Raw genomic sequence first — 20764 nt, 5'->3', positions numbered from 1 at the left:
CCTACTGAAGGGCAGCTTCAATGGCGGCTTCGGTGGCCGTCTGCAGCTGATCAAGGCCACCGGTCTGGACGACTTCCTTGCCATTGACGAAGACGGTGGGCGTGTGGTTGACCTTCGCGTCCATGGCCTGTTTCTCGGCGGCGTCTACGCGGGCGGCGGTCGCGTCCGTATCCAGGCAGGTGGCAAACTTGGCCTGATCGACGCCCTCCACATTGGTTGCCAGATCCTTCAGGCGCGTCTTGGTGGCCCAGACGGTGGATTCATCGCCCTGAGCACGGAAGAGGACCGCCTTGTAGGCGGTGAAGGCCTCGTTGCCGCCTTGGTCGTAGACGCAGTACGCGGCCTGGGCGGCCAGCTTGCTGTCGTCGGTAGGCAGCCGGGCGTTCTCGGCCAGGAAGGGCCAGACCAGCGAGTACAGCTTGATCTTGCCGGTTTCCACGTACTTGCTTTCCAGCGCGGGCGCAACGCTGGCCTCGAACTGCTTGCAGACCGGACATTTGAAGTCCTCGACGACCACCACGTTCACGGGCGCGTCCGCCTGACCGTCATACGGAATGCCGTCCAGATTGAAGCTGGCATTCAGGGCAGCGCCGGCAGCGGGCTTGTCACGCACGGCGAAGATGGCCAGGACGATCAGCACGGCGGCCAGCAGTGTGCCGACCACCAGGATGGTGCGGTTGGGGTTGTTTCCCTGAAGTCTGGTCATGTTGCCCATCAGTCTACCGTCTGAGGACCAGACAGGGGCGCGGTCCCTCCCGGCGCCTGTACTGCCGTGTCCGTTTCAGGCCACAGATGTGGAGGTGGGAGCCGCAGACCGGGAGCGGGCCGCCCGCCGGCGCAGGTACAGACCGATTAGCTGCCGCACGAAGCTGAAGCCCAGTCCCACCGCCACGGCGAGCAGCGCGGACCGCAGAAACGTATCGTTGGAGGGCAGCTTCATCTCGGGATCAAACTTTGTTCCGAAACGGGCCACCGCCAGCAGGGTGCCGGCATACAGCGCTCCCGCGAAGGGCAGCACGAAGGGCCCGCCCGAATGTTTGACGAGCAGCAGCGCCGTCAGCGCGCCGCCGACAAGCGGCAGGATGATCAGCCACTCCGCCGGGGGCGGATTGGGACTGACATACCCCAGCCCACCCAGCGCCACCCCCAGATAGCCGAACCAGCCGCCGAACTCGTCGGCCAGGACCACCAGCAGCGTCCACAGCAGCAGATCGTTGGGCCACTCCCCGGGCGTCCACATCACGTAGGCCAGCCCGAGCAGCAGCGCCCAGCCCCCGAACAGCCGCAGAAAAGTCAGGAACCCGTTGCGGTAGGGCTCCTCGGCGTCCTCCCCGCTCGGTGGGGGCAGGGTGGGCGCCGGGGGAATGAAGGTGGGGGCGGGCCGCCCCACAAACGTGTCCTTCTCCACTGCCTGGGCGCCCGCCTCCGGCACGTCCTCATCCTGCGAGAAGTACACCTCGCCGCCCGCACCGGCCCGGGCCACCACGGTCTCCACCGGGTCCCCCGAGGCGGCCTGGCCTTCACGGTGCTGCGGCGAATCGGGATGCTCGGGCGCGGGCGGTTTGGTCATGCTGCCCCTTTCTTAGCACGACTCTGGGTCCGGGCACCCGCGGGCTTGGCGCGGCCCCGGCTGCCTGCAGCCACCAGAACCGCTTCCGGCTCCTCCTGTGCGGCTGCGATGATGCCGGGCACACGGCCGAGGTACTCGCCGGTGAAGCTCGTGGGATGCGCCGCGAGTTCCTCGGGGGTACCGGTCGCGACGATGGTGCCGCCGCGCACGCCTCCCTCCGGGCCCAGGTCGATCAAGTGGTCGGCGCACTTCATCACGTCCAGGTTATGCTCGATGACCACCAGCGTGTTGCCCCCCTCCACCAGGCGCGACAGCACCTCCATCAGTTTGCGGACGTCCTCGAAGTGCAGCCCGGTGGTGGGTTCGTCCAGGATGTAGATGGTCTTGCCGGTGGCCCGCTTGGACAGCTCGGAGGCGAGCTTGATGCGCTGGGCCTCGCCGCCCGAGAGGGTGGTGCTCGGCTGTCCGATGCGCATGTAACCCAGGCCGACGTCCAGCAGCAGCTGCATCTTGCGCTCAATGGTCGGAATGGCCTCGAAGAAGGTGTGGGCGTCCTCGACGGTCATGTCCAGCACGTCGCTGATGGTCTTGTGGTTGTACTTGACCTCCAGCGTCTCGCGGTTGTAGCGCGCTCCCTTGCAGACCTCGCACGGCACGTAGATGTCGGGCAGGAAGTTCATCTCGATCTTCATGACACCGTCGCCCTTGCAGTGCTCGCAGCGCCCACCCTTGACGTTGAACGAGAAGCGTCCGGCCTGATACCCGCGCCGGCGCGCCTCGGGGGTGCGGGTGAACAGGTCGCGGATCTCGGTGAAGACCCCGGTATAGGTCGCCGGGTTGCTGCGGGGCGTGCGGCCGATCGGAGACTGGTCAATCTCGATGACCTTGTCCAGATGCTCCATGCCCTCGATGCGGTCGTACTTGCCCGGCGTGGTCTTTGCGCCGTTGAGTTCGCGGGCGAGCGTGGCGTGCAGGATGTCGTGAATCAGGGTGCTCTTGCCGCTGCCCGAAGGACCGGTGACGACCGTCATGGTGCCCAGCGGAATCTCGGCGTCCACGTTCTGCAGGTTGTGCTCGCGCGCTCCGAACACCTTGAGCTTCTTGCCGTTGCCGCGGCGCCGGACGCTGGGCACCTCGATCTTCAGCTCGCCGCGCAGGTACTTGCCGGTCAGGCTGTGGGGGCTGTCGCGGACTTCCTGCGGCGTGCCCACCGCCACGACCTCGCCGCCGTGGACGCCCGCCCCCGGCCCCATGTCCACCAGGTAATCGGCCTCCATCATGGTGTCCTCGTCGTGTTCCACCACGAGCAGGGTGTTGCCCAGGTCACGCAGGTTCTTGAGGGTCCCGATCAGGCGGCCGTTGTCCTTGGGATGCAGTCCGATGCTGGGCTCGTCCAGCACATACAGCACCCCGGTCAGCCCCGAGCCGACCTGGGTGGCCAGACGGATGCGCTGGGCCTCGCCGCCCGACAGCGTGTTCGCGGTGCGGTCCAGCGACAGGTAGTCCAGCCCCACGTCCACCAGAAATTTCAGGCGGGTGCGGATGGCCTTGAGGATCGGGGCCGCCACCGCCTCACCAAAGGCGTTGAGCGCGTATTCGTAGTGGCGGGGCGCATGGGCACGGGCCGTACCGCCCAGATGACCCTTCAGGAAGGGGGTGATGGCGCTGTGATCCAGCGTGCTGTGCTGCAGGCCGCCAAAGAAGGCGTCGGCCTCCAGCACGCTCATGCCGCCCACCTGCGCGATGTTCAGGCCACCGGCGCGCACGGCCAGAATCTCGGGCTTGTAGCGCGTGCCGCCGCAGGTCGGGCAGGGCCGCATCTCCATGAGTTCCTCGAGCTTCTCACGCATGAAGTCCGACTCGGTATCGGCGTAGCGCCGTTCCAGATTGGGAATCACCCCCTCGAACTCGGTCATGAAGCGCATGGTTTCCTTGCCGCCGCGGCGGTACACCACCTCGAAGGGCTGACCGGGGCCGTGCAGGATGGCATGTTGCGCGGCGGCCGGCAGGTCGCGCCACGGGGTCTTGAGGCTGAAGTCCAGATGCTCGGCCAGGGCCTGCAGCTTGTCCCAGTAGTACACGCCGCCGCCGGTGCCCTTCTTGCTCCACGGCAGGATGGCTCCCTCGGCCACCGACAGCTTCTCGTCAACGACCAGTTCGGGCGAGAATTCATTCTTGCTGCCCAGGCCCGCGCAGTCGCCGCAGGCCCCGTAGGGCGAGTTGAAGGAGAACGAACGCGGCTCCAGTTCCTCCAGCACGCTGCCGTGTTCCGGGCACGCGAACTTCTCGGAGTACAGTTCCTCGTGGGCGCCGCCGTCCTCGCCCGCATCAGGAAGCAGGACGCGCAGCAGGCTCTCGCCCCGGCGCAGGCCGAGTTCCACGCTCTCGGCGATGCGGCTGCGGTCGGTCTCGCGCAGGGTCACGCGGTCAATCACCACGTCCACGTCGTGCTTCTCGAACTTCTCCAGCTTGAGCTTCTCGGCTTCCTCCAGCTCGTACAGCGTGCCGTCTACCCGCACCCGAGCAAAGCCCTCGCGGCGCAGGTCACCGAACAGCTTGCGGTACTCACCCTTGCGCCCGCGCACCACCGGAGCGAGCAGGATCGCCCGTTTGTCGCCAAACTCGCGCAGCAGGCGGTCGGTGATCTCGCTGGGACTCTGCTTCTCGATCTTGCGGCCGCAAATCGGGCAGTACGGCGTACCCACGCGGGCGTACAGCAGACGCAGGTAATCGTGGATCTCGGTCACGGTGCCCACCGTGCTGCGCGGGTTGTGGCTGGTGGTGCGCTGGTCGATGGAGATCGCGGGCGACAGCCCGGTGATGCTCTCCACGTCGGGCTTTTCCATCAGGCCCAGGAACTGGCGCGCGTAGGCCGACAGGCTCTCCACATACCGGCGCTGGCCCTCGGCGTAGATGGTGTCGAAGGCCAGCGTGCTCTTGCCGCTGCCCGATACCCCGGTAATCACGATGAACTGGTCGCGCGGCAACTCCACGGTGATGTCCTTGAGGTTGTGTTCTTTTGCGCCGCGCACAATCAGGTTGTTCTGCAAGTTGATCGCTCCTTGTTGGATGAGCCATCTGGTGACCCGCTGATTCTTCCCCAAACGCGGCCAGCACAGAAAAAAGGGCCGCGAAGGATTCTGCCAGGTGCGTAAGGAAGGTCATGTCCTTCGCTCTAAAACGGGACATTCTAGCAGATCAGGTGCGGCTGGAACCAGGGTGGCCGCGTGAATCTGCTCCTCAGGGAGCGCGGGCGCATGAGGGCCGGCCCGGTTCACCGCCGCGGGACAGCCCGCCCGGTTCGGCCCGCCGGATCAGGACTCGCCGGGTTCGCCTCCCAGCGGGGCAGGCTCCAGGTTCACCGGGACCTGGGTATGCCGCCATTCGGCCAGACGGATGTCGTTGCGGCCCTGCTGCTTGGCGGCGTACATGGCCTGATCTGCCCGCGCCACGGCCCGGTCCGGGTGCTCGCCCGGCTGCGCGGTGGCGACCCCGAAACATGCGGTCACGCCCATCACCTCGCCGTGCCGCTGCTCGCGCAGCTTGTTGCGCAGCACATTGAGGGTGCTTCTCGCCTCCTGCTCAGTCAGCGGGGGCAGAATCATCAGAAATTCCTCACCGCCCCAGCGCGCTGCCACGGCTCCCTCGGGCAGGTGGGCGCGCACGGTATCGGCCACGCCGCGCAGCACCAGATCGCCGGTGGCGTGGCCGTGCGTGTCGTTGATTCGCTTGAAGTGGTCCAGATCAAACAGCACCACCGTGTAAGTGGCCGCAGTCCGCGACAGCGCCCACAGCCGCTCCTCGGCGGCGCGGCGGTTGGCCAGGCCGGTCAGGGGATCGGTGTAGGCGGCGGCACGGGCGGCAAGCAGCCGCACCCTCTGCGCGCCCAACGTCGCCTGGATCACGATCAGGACCGTGCCCGTGAGCAGGAACTGCAGCGACGCTCCGGTCAGCGACATGCGGGTCTGGGCCGGCACCGTGTACAGCAGATGCCCTACACAGATCACCACCGCGGCCGCCAGCACAATCCCTACCACCTGCAGCGCCCGGCCGGTCGGATACGTCACGAAGGCTGCCGTGTAGATCACAGCGAACCAGTACGTGTTCTCCGAGAGGCTCAGGGCGCCGGGGGGCAGCACCCGGAACTGATGGTCCAGGGCGAGCAGAACATACACGCTCACCACCAGAAACGCTCCATTGAAGGCGGTGCGGACGTGGATCTTTCCGGCCGCCAGGAGTACCTGCAGCCCCAGCAGGATGGTGGCCAGCAGCGGCAGTGCCCAGACATCCAGGGGGTCGAATGCCGGACTCTGGCTCCACAGCGCCGCCGCGCAGGCCAGCAGGGCGAGCAGCACCAGCAGCCTGAACATGGACCGCTGGCTGCTTTGCCAGGAAGCCAGCTGAGGAGACCGGGGGGGTGAGGAGCGGGATTTCAGCAAGGGGTCTCCACGGACGCATCCACCGGGCGTTCCAGTGCCGGTCGGCTCCTCAGACCGCCCCGAACTTCCCCATCAGCGACCTATCCCATCATTCTGCGAAATGAAACACAGTCATCAATGTGAAGAAATACACACTCGGATCCTTCGGCCGTCGGGGTAGGCTGGGGTAACGGCGCCCTGGCCTTCTCCCCCGGGGGGCATCAGCTCACGGCAGGGGAAGGTTCCAGCACCTCATGATGCACCCGGCAGCGGGCCTCATAACTTTCCTGGGCACCCACCAGCACCACAGGGTCATCAAAGCGGGCGGGCTGGCCGCCGATCAGGCGCTGTGAGCGGGTGGCTGGAGCGCCGCAGACCGTGCAGATGGCGGTGAGCTTCTCCACGCTCTCCGCGCGGGCGAGCAGCTGGGGCATGGGGCCAAACGGCTCGGCACGGAAATCCAGGTCCAGACCCGCCAGAATCACCCGCACGCCCAGATCGGCGAGTTCCAGGGCCAGCTCGACCACTGCCGTATCAAAAAACTGCACCTCGTCAATGCCCACCACGTCTGGCAGCGGCAGGCGGTCCACTCCCAGCAGCCGGTCGGCGCCGCTAAGGTGTTCACGAATGTCGGCCACGTGGCGCACGGCCAGCGCCTGAACGCTCCGTCCCGCGTGGCTCGCCACGGCCGAGGCGTGGTAACGGTCGTCCAGCGCGGGCTTGAAAACCTGCACGTTCTGCCGGGCAATCACTGCCCGCGTGACCCGCCGGATCAGCTCCTCACTCTTGCCGCTGAACATGGGGCCCACCACGACTTCGAGGTGTCCACCGGAATAGGGAGATCTGAGCATGCTTTGGCGGATTGTATCAGTCTCTCTGCGCCGCGCCGGAATGTCCTTGCCCGGCCCATCAGACAAAAAACTTCGCCCCACCACATGGGCAGGGCGAAGCAGAAGTGCGGACTTACTTCTTCTTGGTGCGGTAGCTGTCGCCGAAGCGCTTGTTGAACTTGTCGACGCGGCCCTCGGTGTCGACGAAACGCTCCTCGCCGGTCCAGAAGGGGTGAACGCCGCTCCAGACGTCCACGTGAATCTCGGGGCGGGTGCTCATGGTTTCCATGACGACCTTGCCCTGGTAGATGATTTTGGTAGGAACGGCTTTGGGGTGGATGTCTTTCTTCATGTCGGTGCCTCCTCCGCCACGTCTTCCACCAAACGATGGTGTGCGTAGCGGGCAACCCTGACAATATACACCCCTGCGGGCCGGCAGGGGAAGGGCCGCACCCGGCTTCCGGAGCCCTCCACCCTTGGGATGACCCTGCGGCCCCCCACATCACGTAGCCTGAGCACAGATGCACGATCTGACGTCCATAATTCTCTCCGCCTCCTATATCGGGATCTTTGCCATCGTGTTCGCTGAAACCGGGCTGCTGATCGGGTTTTTTCTGCCTGGCGACAGCCTGCTGATCGCGGCGGGCCTGCTGGCGGCGGCCCCCGGCAGCGACCTGAACCTGTGGGGCGTGATGGCAGCGGTGGTGGCCGGCGGCATCATCGGGTGCTCGGTCGGGTACTGGATCGGGCAGCGCTTCGGGCCTGGGGTGTTCCGCCATCAGAACTCGCGCTTCTTCAAGCCCGAATACGTCGCCCAGGCTGAAAAGTTCTTCGTGCAGTACGGTGCGCTGGCAGTCATCCTGGCCCGCTTCGTGCCCATCGTGCGGACGCTGGTGCCCACGCTGGCCGGGGTCAGCCGCATGCCGTTTGCGCTGTTCACGCTGTACAACGTCATCGGGGCGCTGCTGTGGGGTGTGGGGGTCACGGGGCTGGCGTACTACCTCGGCGGCCTGATTCCCAACCTCGACCATTACATTCTGCTGATCGTGGGCGTGGTGCTGGTCGTCAGCGTGATTCCCATCCTTCTCAAGGTGCTGCAGGCGCGGCGAAGCACTCCTCGCCCCTGAAGCGCGGGTTGCGGCACGGTGTTGCCGCGCGGGGCTCTTTAGCCTGCGGCCATGACCGCCTCCTCTGTGCCCTCTGCGCCCTCTGTGTCCAGAAAGCCCGCGCTCAGCGCACAGCAGCCTCCGCCGCTCCATCTGCCCGAGCTCGCGCGGCGGCTGGCGACGGAATACCTGCCCGAGCCGCCCACGCCCCGGCGCGCCGCCGAGCCGCTGGACGGCCTGATCCAGACCATTCTCTCGCAGCAGAACACCGCCCCCATCACCCGGCGGCAATTTGAGGGTCTGAAGGCCGCCTACCCACGCTGGGAAGCGGCGCTTGCCGACGGACCAGACGGCATTGAGGCGGTGTTGAGGGCCGCCGGCGGCGGGCTCGCGCGGGTCAAGGCCGGCTACATCCATGCCCTGCTGGCGGAGCTGGACGAGACGCGGCCCAGCCTGTCGCTGCGAGAGACCCGTGACCTGAGCGACGAGGCGGCCCGCGCGCTGCTGGAGGGTCTGCCGGGTGTGGGCATGAAGACCGCGAGCTGCGTGCTGCTGTTCGACCTCGCACGGCCCGCCATGCCGGTGGACACCCACATCCACCGGATTGCCCGGCGGCTGGACCTGGTGCCGGCGGCCTGGAACGCGGTCAAGGTGGAGCGCTGGTTTGCCGAGGTGCTGCCGCACGACTGGGCCACGCGCTACACCTTTCACGTCGCGGCGATCCGCCACGGGCGCCAGACCTGCCGCGCCCGCCATCCGCAGTGTGACCGCTGCGTGCTGCGCGACCTGTGCCCGTCGGCGGCGCTGCTGGGGCCGGGGGAAGCGGGAGCCGGGCAGACCGCTATGCTGCGCCCATGAGCGTTCCGTTCCGCCCCCACACCGAGCCCCTGACCGAAGAGCTGGCGGCGGCTGCGCGGCTGGCCCGCGAGGCCGGGGCGCTGCTGCTGCGCCACCTGGAGGCGGGACTTGAGGTGGAACACAAGACCAGCGCGGACGACCCGGTGACCGCCGCCGACCGTGAAGCGTCTGCACTCATCACGGCGGGGCTGGCCGCCGCCTTTCCGGAGGACGGCCTGCTCAGCGAGGAGGAGACCGACGGCGCGGCGCGGCTCTCGCGGGAACGGGTGTGGATCATTGATCCCATCGACGGCACCAAGGAGTACGTGGGAGGCAGCCCCGACTACTGCGTCAGCATCGGGCTGGCGGTGAACGGCGAGGCGGTGCTTGGGGTCGTGTATGTGCCCGCCACCGACGAACTGTTCACGGGGGTGGTGGGATACGGCGTGCAGAAAAACGGACAGACGCCCCAACGCCCGCCGGGGCCGTGGCGCGTCGCCGTCTCGGACACTGAGTACCGCCGGGAGCTGCATCGCCACGCCTTACCGGGCATGCTGCCCAGCGGCAGCATCGCGCTGAAGCTGGCCCGCATCGCCGCGCTGGAGGCCGACGTGACCTTTACCATGTCGCCGCGCAGCGAGTGGGACATCGCCGCCGGGGACGCGCTGCTGCGGGCAGCCGGCGGGAAGGTGCGCCGCCGCGACGGCGGCCCCGTTCACTACAACCGGCCCCAGCCCCACCTGGAACAGGGCCTGATCGCCGGCCTGCCGGGCGCGCTGGAGTGGCTGGAGGCAGAACTGGCCGCCCACCGTTTGCCCACCGCGCACCTGGGCTTAAGCGACGATGCCCCCGTGTGGGCCGCCCTGGACCACGCCGATCAGCACGCCCTGCGCGGTCACCCCGGCGTCCACCTGCGGCACGCGGGCCAGCATGTGCTGGCGCTGCTGGTGGTGGACCCCCACACCCGGCAGGTTGAGCGGGCCGAGGGCGACGCCTTTCACCTCGAGCGCCTGACCCGCGACGTGACCCGCGCCCTGGGACCCCTCGGACCGGGCGCGCGTTAATCTGTTCAGAATGTCGGACCCGGCCTCCACACCCCCTGCCCCCACCGACGGCGGGACCGGCGGGCGTGTCCAGCTCAAGCCGCTGCTCTCGCTGAGCAGTGCCGAGTGGCACGTCTTGCACGGGTTTTTCAGGGACCGCGAACTCGCCGACTGGAACGACGCCAGGCCCATCCGGTTGCCCGAATGGCTGTTCCGGCGTGTGATGCAAGACGAGGAGCGCGGCGGCGAGCGCGCGGGCTTCGGCATCCTGGACGAGCACGGGGCCCTGATCGGCAGTGCCGAGCTGTACGACCTGCGCCCGTCCGCACCGCTGACGCCCACGACCGGCACCCTGGGCGTGATGATCGGGTATCCCCGGCTGTGGGGCCAGGGCTACGGCCGTGAAGCGGTGGACGCCCTGCTGCGCTGGGCCTTTGTGGACCTTGAGCCGCCCCTGAACCGGGTGCGCCTGACCACCTTCGGCCACAACCGCCGCGCCCAGCGGGCCTTCGCCGCCTGCGGCTTCCGCGAGGTGGGCCGCACGCCGCGCGCGGGCCGCACCGACGTGCATATGGAGATCACCCGGGGGGAGTGGCGGGCGCGGCCCACCGGGAAGGTCTCCCCCACGCCGGACGCTGGGGCACAATAGGCTCCATGCGAGTGCTGCTGCCCGATCTGCCCGAATTCCACGCCCTCACCCGCTCCGACGAACACGGGGTGCCGGGCGCGGACTTCGCGTTCTACTCGGCCGACCACGTGCCCGCCGGGGAAGCCCAGGGGGCAGTGCTGTGGCTCGCACGCGGCGAGACCCGCGAGAAACTGTTGCAGACGCCGGGATTGCAGTGGGTGCTGACCCTGACCGCCGGCATTGACCACGTGCAGCCGCATCTGCCGGAGGGCGTGGCGCTGTACAACGCCAGCCGCCTGCACGACCGCGCCGTGGCCGTTCATGTGGTGGCGGGGATGCTCGCGGCCATGCGCGGCCTGCACCGCTTCCGGGATGCCCAGCACGAAGGCCGCTGGGCGTCCTCGCGGCTGCCCTCGGAATCGGGCCTGCACACCCTGGACGGCCAGCGGGTCGTTCTGTGGGGTTACGGCCACATTGGGCACATCGTCGAGGACCTGCTCGCTCCCTTTGGGGCGCAGGTCAGCGGCGTGCGCAGCAAGACACCCGACACGGAGCGTGACGCCCTGCTTGCCGGGGCCGACTGGGTGGTTCTGCTGCTGCCCAGCACCCCCCAGACGCGCGGCATCGTGAACGCGGACGTGCTGGGCCGCTTAAAACCGGGCGCGTGGCTGAGCAACCAGGGACGCGGCAACCTGATCGTGACGGGCGACCTGCTCGCCGCACTGAACTCGGGGCAACTGGGCGGCGCGGTGCTGGACGTCACCGACCCCGAACCCCTGCCGCCGGAGCATCCGTTGTGGCGGCAGCCCAACGTGCTGATCACACCGCACATCGCGAGCACCACCACCGATCTGGTGCAGCGGGGTGCGGGCCTCACACGCGACTTCCTGCTGACCCTGCAGCAGGGTCAGGAACCGCAGGGCCGCGTGACAACCGGCCAGACGTACTGACACTGACGCGCCACACAGCGCCAGGGCCGGAAGCTCTGCTCCTCAGCCCGGAACGGGGCGAGCGGCAAAAGCCACTGTGGGGATGGCCGGCAGGTCACGCGCATGGTCGTTGATCAGGCCGCCGCCCAGCAGGCGTGGGCCGTCGTACAGCACCGCGCTCTGGCCGGGCGCCACGGCAAACTGCGGCTCGGCAAAGCGCAGCTCGAAACCGTGTTCATCGGCGTGAACCACGTGGGCACGCACCGGCCGGGTGCGGTAGCGCACCTGCACGTCCAGCTCGCGCGGCAGGTCGGCAAGGTCACACAGATAATTGGCCCCCGAAGCCCGCAGACCACTCCACAGACAGTCCTCATAATCGCCCACCCAGACCGTGTTGCTGGCCGGGTCCAGATGAACAACGTGCCGGACCCGGTGCGAGTGGTACAGGCCGAGGCCCTTCTTCTGGCCCAGCGTGTAGAACTGCGTGCCCAGGTGTTCGCCGACCACCTCGCCGCTGGCGATCTCACGGATCCAGCCGGTGGCCTGCGGCAGATGCTCGGCCACGAAGTCCTGCACCTTGCCCGGCACGAAACAGATGTTCTGGCTCTCGGGCTTGCGGGCGGTCAGCAGGCCGCGCTCCTCGGCAATCTCACGCACGCGCGGCTTTTCCAGCTCACCCACCGGAAACAGGATGTACGGCAGGGCGTCCCTGGGCGTGCCCCACAGAAAGTAGGTCTGGTCCTTGCGGGGATCGTCGCCGCGGTGAAACTCCACCTCGGGGCCGTTGTCCACCCGCTTGACGTAGTGCCCGGTCGCCACGTACCGGCAGCCCAGCATCTTGGCCTTCTTCACCAGTTCGTCAAACTTGACCTTGGTGTTGCAGTTCACGCAGGGGTTGGGGGTGCGGCCCTGGGCGTATTCCTCGAGAAAGGGGCCCACGATGTGCCGCTGAAACTGCTCGCGGTAATCCAGCAGGTAAAACGGCACCCCCACCTGTTCGGCCACCCGCCGGGCCTCGTACGCAGCGTCGGGCGAGCAGCAGCTGTCGAAGGTATCGGTGCGCTTGTCGTCCGGCCAGAAGCGCATCATCGCGCCCACCACGCTGTAGCCCGCGTCCTTGAGCAGCGCCGCCGTTACGCTGCTGTCCACACCGCCCGACATGGCGCACAGCACCCGCTCTCCTGTTCCCTCTGCCCGCATCGTCATACCGCAGGCGAGCCTAACAGGTCCGGCCCCACGGGCGGCGTGAGGGGAGCGGCAATTGCCTTTTCCTGAACGCACGCCATCTGCACCAAAGGTTTGATTTCTGTCACGCGGGCTGCTCTATCATGGCGGGCATGTCGTATACCATCCTCGTCGCCGACGATGAACCGGCCATCCGGACCATGCTGGAAGTCATTCTGTCGGCAGACGGACACCGGGTGGTTGCCGCCGCTGACGGCAAGGCGGCGCTGGAGTACCTGCGAGACCACACCCCGGACGCCATGCTGCTCGACGTTCAGATGCCGCACATGGACGGCTTCGAGATCTGTTCACGGGTCAAACGCATCAAGCGGCTGCGCGATACTCCGGTGCTGCTTCTGACCGGCTTCGACGACGACCACACCCGCGATCAGGCCAAGCTGGTGGGTGCCGACGACATTGTCTACAAACCGCTGTCCGGCAAGAACCTGCGCGGACGCGTCAACCAGCTGGTCGAGGCCCGCCGGCGTTGAGCCGCGCGCCTGACCGCCCGAGGTGGCTTTCTTGATTGTTCTGCGCTTTCTTAAATTTCTGTCCTCCTTCGTGATTGCTGCGCTGCTCGCCGGCGCGGGGGTCGCCGCCACCTACGGCCTGAAGTGGTGGCGCGAGCTGCCGGACTACCGCCAGCTCGACAGCCTGACCCGCACGCTGGGCGCGGAAACCAAGGTGTTTGCCCGCGACAACACGCCGCTGGGCAGCCTGATTCCCAAGGTGGGCGAGCAGGCCATCAGCCGCACGCTGGTCAACCTGTCCGAGATCAGTCCTTTCATGGTCGCCTCGCTGATCAGCAACGAGGACCGGCGTTTTTTCGAGCACTACGGCATTGACCCCTACGGCCTGGGGCGGCAGGTTCAGCGCCTGGCCGCCGGCGAGAGCGTGCAGGGCGGCAGCACCCTGACCAACCAGCTGATCAAGAACACCCTGCTGTTGCAGGAATACCAGCAGGCCCGTACCCCCGACCGTAAGATCAAGGAGTGGCTGCTGAGCGTGCAGGTCGAGCGCAGCTTTACCAAGGCGGAAATCCTTCAGGACTACCTGAACACCATCTACTGGGGCGACGGCGGCCCGGTCGAGCTGTACGGCATCCACTCGGCGGCCCAGGCCTACTTCCGCACCACGCCCAAGAACCTGACCCTGGCCCAGAGTGCCTACCTCACGGTGCTTGTGCCCAGCGCGGGGCGCTACTTCAACTACAAGGAGATGCGGCCCCTGATGAAGGTGCTGCTTGCGCGCATGGTCGAGGACAAATGGATCACCCAGGCGCAGTCGGACGCGGCGTGGAAGGAGAACCTGCAGCCGCGCGGCTGGAAGGTGCTGTACAACGCGCAGGGAGACATCACCAGCGCCAAACTCGTGGACCGCACCCAGAAGGAACTAAAGGCCGTGACCTTCAACCGCGCGCCGCATTTCATGGGTCAGGTGGAGCAGGAACTCGTGCGCCGCTTTGGGCGGGAAAAGGTGTACGGCTCGGGTGGACTGCGGGTCTACACCACCCTGGATCCCAAGGTTCAAAACGCCGTGGAGACGGCGAGCCGCGAGGCCACCGGCCTGCCGCCCGGCGCGACCCTGGGGGCCACCATCATCGACCCCTACAGCGGCGAGGTGCTCGGCATGATCGGGCAGAAGCTCAAGGGCAACGAACCGCCCGCCGACTGGAACAACGCCGCGCAGGGCCAGCGGCAGATCGGTTCCACCATCAAGCCGCTGCTGTACACCACCGCGCTGTCCACTGGCCTGACCCAGGACCACCGCGAGGACGACAAGCCCATCCAGTTTCCCTGCCCCAGCTGCAAAGACGGCGTGTATGCGCCGCAGAACTTCGAGAGCCAGACGAGCTACCGCAGCATGACCATCCGCGAGGCCCTGGACCGCTCACTGAACCTCGTGACCGTGCGCCTCGCCGACCGCATCGGGCTGCAGACCTTCTTCGGCAAGCTGCGTGAACTGGGCGTGCCGCCCAACGACGGCACCGGGCTGGCGGCGGCGCTGGGCGCAGTGGAAACCACCCCGGTCAAGATGGCGGCGGCCTATGCCCCCTTCGTGAACGGCGGGCAGTACCGGGAACAGCGCTACATCACGCGGGTCACCAATGCGCGCGGCGAGGTGCTGTACGACGTGACCATGAGCCCGGTGAAGGCCACTCCTGTATGGACACCGCAGATCGCGTGGATGGGCCTGGACATGATCCGGGGTGTGGTGAACGACCTGACGGCCCGGCAGGGCGGCCTGGCATGGCCCGCCAAGTTCGGTGACTGGCCGGTGGGGGGCAAGACCGGAACGTCCAACGGTCCCAAGGATTTCTGGTTTGTGGGCACCACACCCATGTACACCGGGGCCGTGTGGGTGGGCAAACAGCAGGGCGGCCTGATGCCCCAAAACTACTACTCCGGCCTGGTCAACGCCCCCATCTGGCGGCGCATGATGGAACTCGCCCACCAGGGCCTGAGCGTCCGGACCTTCAGCGAACCCCCCGGTATCGTGTACACCGCCGCGCCGGATCCGGGCTACCTGCCCGGCGTGCAGCTCGCCGGCCTGGACCCCAACTACAGCGGCGCGGCCAACACCGCCGTGCAGGCCGACGCTCCGCCCCCGGTGCAGTACAACGAGGCGCGGTACGCGGGGGTGTCCAACGATCCCAAGACCATCCTGATCAGTCTGGACCGCACGACCAACCGCTTGGCCACCGAGTTCACGCCGCCGGAAAACATCGTTCAGCGCCGGGTATACGTTGAGCAGCTGCCCGCCTACGCCCCCGACGAGAACCCCACCCCCCTCACCGATGAGAAGCCCGATCCTGCCGCTGTGAAGGCCGCCGGGAACCAGGGGGGAGCGCCGCAGGTGGGTGAAGTCCCAGCGCCCGCCAAACCGGCACCGTCCAGCCCCTAGCCCCGCGCCCGTCTCCGCTGTCTTTTCTCTCTTGCTTTTTCACTGGCGCTCTCACCGCTCCGTCATGCAACCTGGCGGGGCGGCGCGGCATGATGGCCACCATGACCCGCCGACATGCCCCGCTGCTGACGCTGCTGCTCGCCCTGGGCACCCTGCCTGCCCTGGGGCAGGCCGAGGCCCGCGTGCGCCTGGGCGCGGCGCTGCCCGCCCATCCCTGGACCAGCGATCCGGTCGCGGAGGGGCGCGAGGTCGTGGTGGTGTACAGCCACGACTGCGGCGATCTGGGTGACCTGTGGGCCGCCGTGCTGGACAGTGGCCTGCCCGTTCGCGCCGTGAATGCCGAGGGCGTGCCCTCCCCCGCCCCGGCGGGCCTGAACGTATGGCGCGGCGATGACGCCACCGCCTTCGCCCGCGCCCTGAAGGTAAGCGCCTATCCCACCGTGCTGCTGGTGCAGGAGGGACGCATCCTGAATGCCTGGGAAGGCGACTTCACGGGAGAGCTGGAATAGGCACCTTCGCCGCGTCTGCAGGAAGGACGCCCGCCCCTCCACGAGCCGCTAGACTCGCGGCATGACCCTGCCCGCTGGCTCTCCGACGCTGACCGTCGCGTTTCTGGCGGGGCTGATCTCCTTTCTCAGTCCCTGCGTGCTGCCACTGGTCCCCAGTTATCTGGGCGTGATCGGCGGGGCGCGCGCGCCGTTGCTGCGGGCGCTCGGTTTTATTGCGGGCTTTGGCCTGGTCTTTATCGCACTGGGAGCCACCGCCAGCACGCTAGGGGCGCTGCTCTCCCCGTACAAGTACCTGCTGGGCCAGATCGCGGCGGGGCTGATCATCTTTTTCGGGCTGGTCATGCTCGGCGTGATTCGTCTGCCCTTCCTGATGCGCGACACCCGCGCCCTGGCCGATGCGGGCGGTTACGGCCCGGTCGCGCTGGGAGCGGCTTTTGCCTTCGGCTGGAGTCCGTGCCTGGGACCGGCGCTGGGCAGCATCCTGGGGCTGGCCGCAAGCACCTCCAGCCTGGGCGCGGGCGTGACCCTGCTCGCCGCCTACACGCTGGGGCTGGCCGTGCCGTTCCTGCTCGCCGCCCTGCTGTGGCACCGCCTGAACCTGCGCCGCCTCAACCGGTACGCCGGCATCTTCGAGAAGGTGGGTGGAGCCGTGCTCGTGCTCGTTGGCGCGCTGATGCTGACCGGGCAGTTCACGCGGCTGGCAACCTTCTTCTATGAGGTGATGCCCGCGTGGCTGAGGGTGTAGACCTTCCGGTAAGGCACGTTCTGCCGGATCCGCCCACCGCGGCCGGCGCTCCTGTGTCGTACGCCCTGCAACTGCGTGACCTGTGGCTGCGCCTGGGCCGCGAGGTGATCCTGCGCGGGGTGACGCTGGACGTGGCAGCCGGCGAGGGCGTGACCCTGCTCGGCGAGAACGGAGCGGGCAAGACCACCCTGCTGCGGCTGCTCGCCTCGGGACTGCGGCCCACGCGCGGCGAGGGACGTGTCATGGGCTTTGATCTGCGCGACGGCCGGGCGGTGCGGGACCACATTCACCTGATGCCGGTGGACGCGGGCCTGTATCCGGACCTGAGCTGCGCCGAGAATCTGGCGTTTGCTCTGAAGATGCACGGTCAGAAGGGAAACGAATCGGCGGCGCTGCGGCGCGTGGGGCTGGAGGCCGCCGTCCACCGCCGCGTCCGCTTTCTCTCGGCGGGAATGCGCAAGCGGCTGGCCCTGGCCCGCGCCCATCTGCTCGCCCGCCCGCTGACCCTGGTGGACGAGCCCTTCGCCAATCTGGACACCGCCGGACGTCAGCTGGTGCTGGAGCTGCTGGGCGAGCTGCGGGCCACGGGCGTCACCCTGTTGATCGCGGCCCACGAGCCTGAGCTCGCCCAGCAGGTGGCGCCGCGTGCCCTGCGGCTGGCGGGAGGGGTCCTGCATGAGGTGTAGCACGTTCAACGGACAGGGCGGCGCATGAACACGGCCCTTCATCTCGCGGCCAAGGACCTGCGCGTGGCCGGGCGCACGCGCGACACGCTGCTCGCCACCGCCTTTTTTGCCGGTCTGGTGCTGCTCGTACTGGGCCTGGCCCTGGGAGGCAACACCGGACGCAGCGCGGCCCAGACGGCCGGGGTGGCCTCCGGAGCCGTCTGGACTGCGCTGGCCCTGGCGGCGGCGGTGGGCGCACAGCGGGCCTTCGCGCAGGAGCAGGAGGCCGGAGCGCTGGAACAGTTGACGCTGTATCCAGGGCCGCACGGAGCGCTGTACCTGGGCAAGCTGCTGGGCGTCCTGGGGCCGCTGCTGCTCGTCGCGGCCTTCACGCTGCCGGCGGGCCTGCTGCTGTTCGGGGCGGCGGGCGCGGACTGCGCTCCGGGCCGGGCCTGTGCCGGCACACCGTGGCTGCTTCTGGCAGTAGTCACCGTGCTGGGCGTGGTCGGCTTCGCGGCCGGAACCACCTTCTACGGCTCCATCACGGTCAGCCTGCGGGCGCGCGAGGCGCTGCTGCCCGCGCTGGCCTTTCCCATTCTGGTGCCGGTGGTGATCGCCACGGTGCGGGCCACCTCGGGCCTGTTGGAGGGTCAACCGCTGGCCCAGATCGGCCCGTGGCTGACCTTCCTGGTCGCCTTTGATCTGGGAACGGTCATCCTGGCCACGCTGCTGTTTCCCTACGCCGTCGAGGGCTGAAGCGCTGTAGAGGTAGGCCGTCAATCCACCCCCAGCGCCCTGAGGGCGTCTGCCAGATGGCGGCGTTCCTGCTCGGCCAGGTCGGTTTCACCGTGCAACTCGTGCCAGCGAATCAGGTCCTCGCGGCTGTCGGTGTCCAGCGGATCGGTGGCGATCAGCGCCCGCAGGGCGTCGCGGCGGTGGATTTCGGCCGCCGGCTGGGCGTCGGCATGCAGCCGCAGGGCGTCGTGCAGCAGACGCTCGGCCTGGGCGCGTTCCTCGGACAACTCGGCGGGCAGGTCCGAGAGCACCGTCAGGGGAGCGGTCATGGGACGCAGCAGGGTGGCCAGTCCGGCGAGGTCCTGACTCTGCAGGGCGCGGCGCAGCTCGGCGAGGTCACTGTGCACCGGAAACAGCAGCGACATCAGGCCGCGCTCGCTGCCCACCAGCGGCACTCCAAAGGTGCTGCGCAGGTGGTACACCGCCGTCTGAAGGCTGGCCAGCGGATTCTTGGCCCCGGGCCAGAAGCGCTCGGCCAGCACCTCCCGCGACTGCGGATGCTCGGCCAGAGCCAGCGCAACGAGCAGCGCCGCACTCTTGCGGGTCGGGAAATCTCCCAGCTGCACCTGACGTCCGGCATGGGTAAAGCGCAGCGGCCCCAGGGTCTGGATGCGCAGAGGAAACAGGGCGCGGGTGGGCGGGTCCTGGGCCAGGCTGGCAAGCGGCGCGGCGGCGCGGCTGCCCAGCAGCGCCAGATAGCCGTGCTGCCGGATCAGCTCCAGCGCTTCTTGCAGATCGTCCGGCGTGGCCCGGTACAGCAGGGCAGTCACGAGTTCCAGCCGGGCCTCCTCCTGCCGCGCCGCCTCGATCACCGGATCAATCCCGGCCTCGCCCAGCAGGGCCTCCTCTAGCTCGGCCCGCAGACCCAGCGGACTGGCGTGATGCAGGATGATCCGCGCCTGTTCCGGCTGCCCGAGTTCCCGGTGGGCGCGCACCCGCAGCAGGGCCGTTTCTGCTTCCAAACTGCGGTCATCGGTCTGGATGCGGTCCAGCGCCGCGAGGGCCTGGGCAGCTTCGCCCATCTGCAGGGCCAGAATGGCCTGCACCCGGTGCAGCCAACCCGCCGTAAGGCTGGAAAGTTGACGCTCGTTGAGCCCTGCGGCGGCCTGAAGATGGTGCTGGGCCTGATCGAATTCGCCCAGATAGATGTGGGATTCGGCGAGGTTCAGGTGGCTGAGTGCCGCCTCCTGCACGAAATCCGGCAAAGAGAGTTGCAGTGCCTTGCGATACGGCACCAGGGCTTCACGCAGCTGCCCCCGCCCGAAGTACAGAGAACCCAGGGTTTTTAAGCTGTAGGCCTCACGCGGAAGATCACCCGCCTCCCGGAACGCCGCCACGGCGGTGTTCAGACTCTGCTCAGCCTCTGCATGTCGCCCGAGCTGTACGAGCAGGGTTGCGCGGTTCTGGCTGGCCTCTCCGGCCGTCAATCCGCCCGCCTGCACGGCGTGGGTGAAGTCGTCCAGGGCCCCGTCCACCTCGCCCTGCATCGCCCGCACCACTCCACGGGCATTCAAGGTCAGCGCTGCCGCTGCTCCCGTCAGTCCGTCCAGAGCGCGGGTATACAGCGTCTCGGCCCGGTCCAGATCACCGGCCACCCGGGCGAGCAGGCCCGCGAGGTACAGCGCCTCGGGTTCTGTCCGCCAGCGTTCCGGCAGGCGCCGCAGCTGAGCGCGCAGGGCCGCCTCACCCTGGCCCGCACGGGCGGTCTGGACCAGCAGCGACAGATGCTCGGCCCACAAGGACGCGCCGGCCAGCACCTCCAGCGCCCCGGCCGTGTGGTCGGTGTCATGCAGGGCCTGGGCCGCCCGCCGGGCCAGCCGGGGGTCCGGGTCGGGGGCCAGCCAGCGGCGCAGCAACGGCGGAAAGGCCCAGCCGCCCACCGCCGGCCACAACCATCCACCCTCCACGAGCGCCTGCCACTCTGCAGGACTCACCTCCAGGGCCGCGGCCACCACCGGCGTGACCAGCGGCGACACCGCCAGCACCCGGGCCGCCGGGCGCCGTTCTTCAGGAGGCACAAAGGGAGCCAGAAGCACGCTCGCCGGGACCTGCCGGTAGGCCTCCGGGTCGCCGGGCCGTTGCCGGGCCAGCTCCAGCGCGGGAGGCCAGCCGCCGCTGCCCTCAAAGGTCGCGGCACGTTCGGCCGCCGTCTGGTCGGGCAGCGCCAGGCTCCAGTCCTCGGCGGTGTAACACAGGTCTGCCCCGCTCAGGACCAGGATGTCCTCGGGCGCGTGCGGCAGATGCTGCAGGTCCGAACGGCCCGCCGGAAGCCACAGCCACGCGCCCTCACCCGCAGGCGGCGGAGTTCGCCAGACGGCCCGGCCCTGCGCCTCGGCCCAGGCCATCAGTCCCGGCAGATTGGCCCCCACCTCCACGGGCGCCACGACGCCGGCCCACTCCCCTTGCAGGCGCGTCAGCAGCCGGGTGGGTAAGGGAAGAAGGAGCATGAACCGAGTATAAAGCGGCCGTCTGCCGGGCCTCCGTCGCCGCTTACAGGCGGGCCCGGCTGTGGGGCCGGCGGGTCAGCGCCTCCCTGGTCACACTTCGGGCACATTTCTGTC

19 protein-coding genes are annotated in these 20764 nt (G+C 68.3%); 11 read left to right on the top strand and 8 right to left on the bottom strand.

Annotated elements, in window-relative coordinates:
* Position 1: 1 nt before the first annotated feature.
* The 6 genes from IEY21_RS05950 to rpmE form a co-directional block, all read right to left on the bottom strand.
* A complete protein-coding gene (locus IEY21_RS05950) occupies positions 2-706 on the bottom strand; it encodes a DsbA family protein (protein ID WP_188902337.1) in 705 nt (234 codons plus the stop codon).
* Between the two features lie 75 nt (positions 707-781).
* On the bottom strand, positions 782-1570 hold the full coding sequence (locus tag IEY21_RS05945; RefSeq protein ID WP_188902335.1) for a hypothetical protein: 789 nt from the start codon (positions 1568-1570) through the stop codon (positions 782-784).
* The gene (gene uvrA, locus IEY21_RS05940) at positions 1567-4620 is read right to left on the bottom strand and encodes an excinuclease ABC subunit UvrA (protein ID WP_188902333.1); all 3054 of its coding nucleotides are present in this window, start codon (positions 4618-4620) and stop codon (positions 1567-1569) included. The genes IEY21_RS05945 and uvrA overlap by 4 nt, the downstream gene beginning before the upstream one ends.
* 264 nt (positions 4621-4884) lie before the next feature.
* Entirely contained in the window at positions 4885-5940 is a 1056-nt protein-coding gene (locus IEY21_RS05935; protein WP_188902331.1) for a GGDEF domain-containing protein, read from the bottom strand.
* 269 nt (positions 5941-6209) lie between these two features.
* Complete coding sequence (locus IEY21_RS05930; protein ID WP_188902329.1) at positions 6210-6839, bottom strand: thymidine kinase; 630 nt, start codon at positions 6837-6839, stop codon at positions 6210-6212.
* A gap of 112 nt (positions 6840-6951) precedes the next feature.
* Complete coding sequence (gene rpmE / locus IEY21_RS05925; protein ID WP_014685754.1) at positions 6952-7170, bottom strand: 50S ribosomal protein L31; 219 nt, start codon at positions 7168-7170, stop codon at positions 6952-6954.
* 169 nt (positions 7171-7339) lie between these two features.
* Between rpmE and IEY21_RS05920 the strand changes: the two genes are divergently transcribed.
* Genes IEY21_RS05920 through IEY21_RS05900 form a run of 5 tightly spaced genes read left to right on the top strand, consistent with a single transcriptional unit; the run spans position 7340 to position 11382 of the window.
* Positions 7340-7945, top strand: a complete 606-nt coding sequence (locus IEY21_RS05920; protein WP_188902327.1) for a DedA family protein — start codon at positions 7340-7342, stop codon at positions 7943-7945.
* A 51-nt stretch (positions 7946-7996) separates the two neighbouring features.
* A complete protein-coding gene (locus IEY21_RS05915; protein WP_188902326.1) occupies positions 7997-8782 on the top strand; it encodes an endonuclease III domain-containing protein in 786 nt (261 codons plus the stop codon).
* A complete protein-coding gene (locus IEY21_RS05910; protein WP_188902324.1) occupies positions 8779-9825 on the top strand; it encodes a 3'(2'),5'-bisphosphate nucleotidase CysQ in 1047 nt (348 codons plus the stop codon). The genes IEY21_RS05915 and IEY21_RS05910 overlap by 4 nt, the downstream gene beginning before the upstream one ends.
* A 10-nt stretch (positions 9826-9835) precedes the next feature.
* Positions 9836-10453, top strand: a complete 618-nt coding sequence (locus IEY21_RS05905) for a GNAT family N-acetyltransferase (protein WP_188902322.1) — start codon at positions 9836-9838, stop codon at positions 10451-10453.
* 5 nt (positions 10454-10458) lie between these two features.
* On the top strand, positions 10459-11382 hold the full coding sequence (locus IEY21_RS05900; RefSeq protein WP_188902320.1) for an NAD(P)-dependent oxidoreductase: 924 nt from the start codon (positions 10459-10461) through the stop codon (positions 11380-11382).
* Between the two features lie 42 nt (positions 11383-11424).
* Here the strand turns inward: IEY21_RS05900 and mnmA are convergent, their stop codons facing one another.
* Complete coding sequence (mnmA, locus tag IEY21_RS05895) at positions 11425-12567, bottom strand: tRNA 2-thiouridine(34) synthase MnmA (protein ID WP_188902318.1); 1143 nt, start codon at positions 12565-12567, stop codon at positions 11425-11427.
* A 122-nt stretch (positions 12568-12689) separates the two neighbouring features.
* On the opposite strand from mnmA, the gene IEY21_RS05890 reads away from it, so the two are divergent.
* The 6 genes from IEY21_RS05890 (at position 12690) to IEY21_RS05865 (ending at position 18164) form a co-directional block, all read left to right on the top strand.
* The gene (locus tag IEY21_RS05890) at positions 12690-13076 is read left to right on the top strand and encodes a response regulator (RefSeq protein ID WP_188902316.1); all 387 of its coding nucleotides are present in this window, start codon (positions 12690-12692) and stop codon (positions 13074-13076) included.
* Positions 13077-13110: 34 nt separating this feature from the next.
* Complete coding sequence (locus IEY21_RS05885) at positions 13111-15489, top strand: transglycosylase domain-containing protein (RefSeq protein WP_188902439.1); 2379 nt, start codon at positions 13111-13113, stop codon at positions 15487-15489.
* 101 nt (positions 15490-15590) lie between these two features.
* Positions 15591-15998, top strand: a complete 408-nt coding sequence (locus IEY21_RS05880) for a penicillin-binding protein (RefSeq protein WP_373290485.1) — start codon at positions 15591-15593, stop codon at positions 15996-15998.
* 61 nt (positions 15999-16059) lie between these two features.
* Entirely contained in the window at positions 16060-16743 is a 684-nt protein-coding gene (locus IEY21_RS05875) for a cytochrome c biogenesis CcdA family protein (RefSeq protein WP_188902314.1), read from the top strand.
* A gap of 53 nt (positions 16744-16796) precedes the next feature.
* Positions 16797-17429, top strand: coding sequence for a heme ABC exporter ATP-binding protein CcmA (gene ccmA / locus IEY21_RS05870; RefSeq protein ID WP_229752919.1), 633 nt, complete (start codon positions 16797-16799; stop codon positions 17427-17429).
* A 24-nt stretch (positions 17430-17453) separates the two neighbouring features.
* Positions 17454-18164 carry a heme exporter protein CcmB gene (locus IEY21_RS05865; RefSeq protein ID WP_188902313.1) on the top strand — a complete coding sequence of 237 codons (711 nt, stop codon included), beginning with the start codon at positions 17454-17456 and terminating at the stop codon, positions 18162-18164.
* 20 nt (positions 18165-18184) lie between these two features.
* Here IEY21_RS05865 and IEY21_RS05860 read toward each other — a convergent pair whose 3' ends face one another.
* Positions 18185-20650 (bottom strand): tetratricopeptide repeat protein, encoded by a 2466-nt coding sequence (locus IEY21_RS05860; protein WP_188902311.1) that lies wholly within the window; start codon positions 20648-20650, stop codon positions 18185-18187.
* Between the last annotated feature and the right edge of the window lie 114 nt (positions 20651-20764).

It is taken from the genome of Deinococcus aerophilus (assembly GCF_014647075.1).
Lineage (GTDB): Bacteria > Deinococcota > Deinococci > Deinococcales > Deinococcaceae > Deinococcus > Deinococcus aerophilus.
The sequence above is the reverse complement of the archived record's forward strand: the minus strand, read 5'-3'. Positions and strand labels throughout refer to the sequence as shown.

Bases quoted from the DNA above. Each gene is read 5' to 3' on its own strand.
- mnmA (WP_188902318.1), bottom strand. From the start codon at position 12,567: ATGACGATGCGGGCAGAGGGAACAGGAGAGCGGGTGCTGTGCGCCATG.
- IEY21_RS05900 (WP_188902320.1), top strand. From the start codon at position 10,459: ATGCGAGTGCTGCTGCCCGATCTGCCCGAATTCCACGCCCTCACCCGC.
- IEY21_RS05880 (WP_373290485.1), top strand. From the start codon at position 15,591: ATGACCCGCCGACATGCCCCGCTGCTGACGCTGCTGCTCGCCCTGGGC.
- IEY21_RS05860 (WP_188902311.1), bottom strand. From the start codon at position 20,650: ATGCTCCTTCTTCCCTTACCCACCCGGCTGCTGACGCGCCTGCAAGGG.
- IEY21_RS05945 (WP_188902335.1), bottom strand. From the start codon at position 1,570: ATGACCAAACCGCCCGCGCCCGAGCATCCCGATTCGCCGCAGCACCGT.
- IEY21_RS05950 (WP_188902337.1), bottom strand. From the start codon at position 706: ATGACCAGACTTCAGGGAAACAACCCCAACCGCACCATCCTGGTGGTC.
- IEY21_RS05920 (WP_188902327.1), top strand. From the start codon at position 7,340: ATGCACGATCTGACGTCCATAATTCTCTCCGCCTCCTATATCGGGATC.
- IEY21_RS05935 (WP_188902331.1), bottom strand. From the start codon at position 5,940: ATGTTCAGGCTGCTGGTGCTGCTCGCCCTGCTGGCCTGCGCGGCGGCG.
- IEY21_RS05910 (WP_188902324.1), top strand. From the start codon at position 8,779: ATGAGCGTTCCGTTCCGCCCCCACACCGAGCCCCTGACCGAAGAGCTG.
- IEY21_RS05905 (WP_188902322.1), top strand. From the start codon at position 9,836: ATGTCGGACCCGGCCTCCACACCCCCTGCCCCCACCGACGGCGGGACC.
- IEY21_RS05890 (WP_188902316.1), top strand. From the start codon at position 12,690: ATGGCGGGCATGTCGTATACCATCCTCGTCGCCGACGATGAACCGGCC.
- IEY21_RS05865 (WP_188902313.1), top strand. From the start codon at position 17,454: ATGAACACGGCCCTTCATCTCGCGGCCAAGGACCTGCGCGTGGCCGGG.
- IEY21_RS05930 (WP_188902329.1), bottom strand. From the start codon at position 6,839: ATGCTCAGATCTCCCTATTCCGGTGGACACCTCGAAGTCGTGGTGGGC.
- rpmE (WP_014685754.1), bottom strand. From the start codon at position 7,170: ATGAAGAAAGACATCCACCCCAAAGCCGTTCCTACCAAAATCATCTAC.
- IEY21_RS05915 (WP_188902326.1), top strand. From the start codon at position 7,997: ATGACCGCCTCCTCTGTGCCCTCTGCGCCCTCTGTGTCCAGAAAGCCC.
- IEY21_RS05875 (WP_188902314.1), top strand. From the start codon at position 16,060: ATGACCCTGCCCGCTGGCTCTCCGACGCTGACCGTCGCGTTTCTGGCG.